Annotated in this window: 3 protein-coding genes; 1 reads left to right on the plus strand and 2 read right to left on the minus strand. The window is 67.3% G+C overall.

The features are described from left to right. Nucleotides 1-7: 7 nt before the first annotated feature. Complete coding sequence (locus tag BLV94_RS17245; RefSeq protein ID WP_072937454.1) at nt 8-1,330, minus strand: UDP-glucose dehydrogenase family protein; 1,323 nt, start codon at nt 1,328-1,330, stop codon at nt 8-10. Between the two features lie 105 nt (nt 1,331-1,435). Between BLV94_RS17245 and BLV94_RS17250 the strand changes: the two genes are divergently transcribed. After that, entirely contained in the window at nt 1,436-1,954 is a 519-nt protein-coding gene (locus tag BLV94_RS17250) for an arsenate reductase/protein-tyrosine-phosphatase family protein (RefSeq protein ID WP_072937455.1), read from the plus strand. Here the strand turns inward: BLV94_RS17250 and BLV94_RS17255 are convergent. Next, nucleotides 1,919-3,628 carry a tyrosine-protein kinase domain-containing protein gene (locus tag BLV94_RS17255; protein ID WP_072937456.1) on the minus strand — a complete coding sequence of 570 codons (1,710 nt, stop codon included), beginning with the start codon at nt 3,626-3,628 and terminating at the stop codon, nt 1,919-1,921. The genes BLV94_RS17250 and BLV94_RS17255 overlap by 36 nt on opposite strands. Nucleotides 3,629-3,749 lie beyond the last annotated feature (121 nt).

Here is a 3,749-nt window from a genome sequence, read left to right on the forward strand (position 1 = left end):
CGAGTCGTTATCCCCTGCCGAGCCCCCGATAGACCCACCCGGCCGTGCGCCAGTCCTCGGCGTCGAGGCAGTTGCGGCCGTCGACCATCACCCGAGCACGCACCACACCGTTCAGATCCTCCGGTTTCAGGGCGGCGAACTCCGCCCACTCGGTGAGGAGCAGCACCGCGTCCGCGTTGTCGCACGCCTCGACCGCCGACGTCGCGTAGTTCAGGGTCGGGAACAGCCTGCGGGAGTTGTCGAGGGCCTTCGGGTCGTAGACGCTGACGACGGCCCCGTGCAACTGCATCATTCCCGCGACGTTGAGTGCCGGGGAGTCGCGGACGTCGTCGGATTCCGGTTTGAACGCCGCGCCGAGGACGGCCACGTTGGCGCCGAGCAGCGACCCTCCGCACGCCTGCGCCGCCAACTCCACCATCCGGGTGCGCCGGCGCATGTTGATGCTGTCGACCTCCCGCAAGAAGTGCAGTGCCTGGTTCGCACCGAGCTCACCGGCCCGGGCCATGAACGCGCGGATGTCCTTGGGCAGGCAGCCGCCGCCGAAGCCGAGACCGGCGTTGAGGAACCGGCGGCCGATCCGCGCGTCGTAGCCGAGGGCGTCGGCGAGTTGGGTGACGTCGGCGCCGGTGGCCTCGCACACCTCGGAGATGGCGTTGATGAAGGAGATCTTGGTGGCGAGGAACGCGTTGGCCGAGACCTTGACCAGTTCCGCGGTGGCGAGGTCGGTGACCAGGAACGGAATGTCCTCGCCGAGCAGCCGGGCGTACAGCTCACGCAACTCGGCCTCGGCGCGTCCGGGGCGCAGGCGGTCCACGCCCAGCACCATCCGGTCGGGGTGCAGGGTGTCCTCGACGGCGAAGCCCTCCCGCAGGAACTCCGGGTTCCACGCCACCTCCACGGCGTCACCCGCCGGCGCGAGCGCGCGGGCCCGCGCCCCCAGATCGGCCGCCGTCCCGACGGGAACGGTCGACTTGCCGACGATGACGGCGGGGCGATCGAGCATCGGCGCGAGGGTGTCGATCACCGAATGCACGTGCCGCAGGTCCGCGCCGTACTCCCCCTTCTTCTGCGGGGTGCCGACGCCGAGGAAATGGAGGTCCGCGAACTCCGCGGCCTCACGGTACGACGTGGTGAAGTGCAGTCGGCCGGCGTCGATGTTCCGGCGCAGGACGTCCGCGAGCCCCGGCTCGTAGAACGGCACCTCTCCGGACGAGAGTTTCGCCACTTTTCCGGGGTCGATGTCGACGCCCAGGACGTCGTGACCCAGCTCCGCCATACAGGCGGCGTGGGTGGCTCCCAGGTATCCGGTTCCAAACACGGTGCAGCGCATGCACCCTTGATAACCAGTGCAGGTGAGCGCGATATTTACCCGGCAGATGTTCGAAGCCAACAGTGCGTGTACGGACGGTGCGGGGCGAGACCCTATGCTTCGCCCATGCATGTTCTCTTCGTCTGCACCGGAAACGTCTGTCGCTCCCCAACGGCCGAGCGCCTCGCAGTGGCATACGCCGAGGAGCTCGGGATCACCGACCTGACCGCCGAAAGTGCAGGTACACGCGCCGCCGTCGGACGCCCGATGGAACCGACGGCCGCGCAAGTCCTCGAAGGGCTCGGCGGTGATCCGAGCGATTTCACCGCGCGGATGCTCACCGCCGATCTGGCGGCAGAGGCCGATCTGGTGTTGACGATGACCGAGCGTCAGCGCGAGAAGGTGCTCGCACTGGCACCTGAACAGTTGAAGAAGACGTTCACCCTGAAGGAGGCCGCCCGTCTGGCCGAGGCAGCGGATGCGAAGTCGGTGGCCGACCTGGCTGCTGCGCGTCCCAGACACAAGGCAGGCGAGTCCCCGGAGGACGTTCCGGACCCGATGGGGCAGGACGAGGACACGTTCCTGACCATCGGGTCCGAGATCGCCGATCTACTGGGTGTGGTCGCGCGGAGCATCCGTCTCTGACCAGGGTTCCTGGTCGTCGCGGTAGCGGCGGGTGCGCCTCGGTGTGGGAGGCACCGGTGCGCCCGCCTGCTGCTCGTTGCCGTAGTGGTCGGGACCGCCGTACCACTGCTGACTCTGGTCGCCTTGGTACGCCGGGGCGCCCTGGTAGGCGGGGACTTCCTGCGGATCTCCCCCGTTCGGACCGTACTGGTGCGACGGGTATTCGTCGCGAACGTACGGGGCCGGCTGCTGCGGTGCCGGCGGCTGCGGTGCCTGATGCTGAGGGGGCTGCTGCTGCACGGCAGGCTGCGCGGGGGCGGCCTGCTGCATCTGCGGCAGCGACTTGTCGGTCTCGTAGTAGTACTTGTACTCGTAGACTCCCCGTCCGCGGCTCGGCGTCATCGTGATGATCGTTCCGAGGATGGTTGCCCCGACGCTGTGCAGGTTGCCCACCGCCCGCGACAGCTGGTCCCGCTTGGTTTCGGCGTGCCGCGCGATGACCAGCGCGCCGTCCGACATCGCGGTCAGCACGGTCGCGTCGGTGACCGGCAGCAGCGGCGACGCGTCGATGATCACATAGTCGAACCGTCCGCGCAGATCGGCCAGCACCTGGCGGGCCGTCTCCGTTCCGAGGAGCTCACTCGGGTTCGGCGGAATCGGTCCGGACGCCAGGACCGTGAGGCCCGAGTACTGTGTCGGCTGGAGAACGGCGTCGAGGTCGGCCTTGCCCGCCAGGACGCTGCTGAGGCCGACGGAACCGACGACACCGAGGTACTTCGACACCCGCGGCTTACGGAGGTCACCCTCGACCAGGCACACGTTCTGGCCGCCCTCCGCCAACACGAGCGCGATGTTGATGGCGGTGGTCGTCTTACCCTCGGTGGGCAGCGAACTGGTGACGACGATGACACGGGGCGGGTTGTCGACCTCGAGGAATTGCAAGTTCGTCCGCAGTTCCCGATAGGACTCCGCGCTCGACGAATGCCCCTCCGCGAAATTGATGGCCTGCTGCGTCTGCCGCTCCTTGTCGAACGGGATGGTGCCGATCAGTGCGGAACCGGCCAGCTCCTCGACGGTGCGGCGATCCTTGACCGTGTTGTCGAGGCGATCACGCAAGACCGCCAGCGCGAGACCGAGCAGCAATCCCACCGCTGCACCCAGCGCCAGGTTCCGCGTGGTCTTCGGGGAGACCGCCACCGACGGAGTCTGAGCCTGCTGCTCGACGACGACGCGGGCGGCAGGCGCGCCGCCACGCTCGGGCGTCTCCAATTCTCGTGCCATGACGACGAACTCGTCGGACAGGGCGTTCGCGATGTCGCGGGCGCGTTCCGGCGACGAATCCTGTACCTTGACGTCGATCAGCACCGTGTCCGGCGCCGAGCTGGCCTTCACTTGCGATGCGAGTGCCGATGCCGTCATGTCGAGGCCGAGCTTGTCGATGGTTCGCTGCGCGAGGTTTTCACCGGTGAGCAGCTTGGTGTAGGACGTCACTCGCTGCTGCGAGAACAGATTGCCCTGGTATATCTCGTTGACTGATGCCCCGGACGACGTGGACACGAACATGCGGGTCGACGCCTCGTACATCGGCGTGGTGAGCAGTGACGCTCCCAGCGCGCCGAGGATTGCCACGACGGTCGTCACGGCGATGATTTTCCATCGTGCTTGCAGTATCCGCAGGTAGTCTTGTATTTCCATTATCGAGTCTCCCATCGACTTCACGCTCGGGGCTTGCGTGATCGTGCTGTCATCTACTTCGTTTCGACCCGACTGAACCTCTGCATCGTAGTGATGGCCGCGGTCAGGGGCGGCAGCTGCT

The sequence above is a fragment of the Rhodococcus koreensis genome (assembly GCF_900105905.1).
Lineage (GTDB): Bacteria > Actinomycetota > Actinomycetes > Mycobacteriales > Mycobacteriaceae > Rhodococcus_F > Rhodococcus_F koreensis.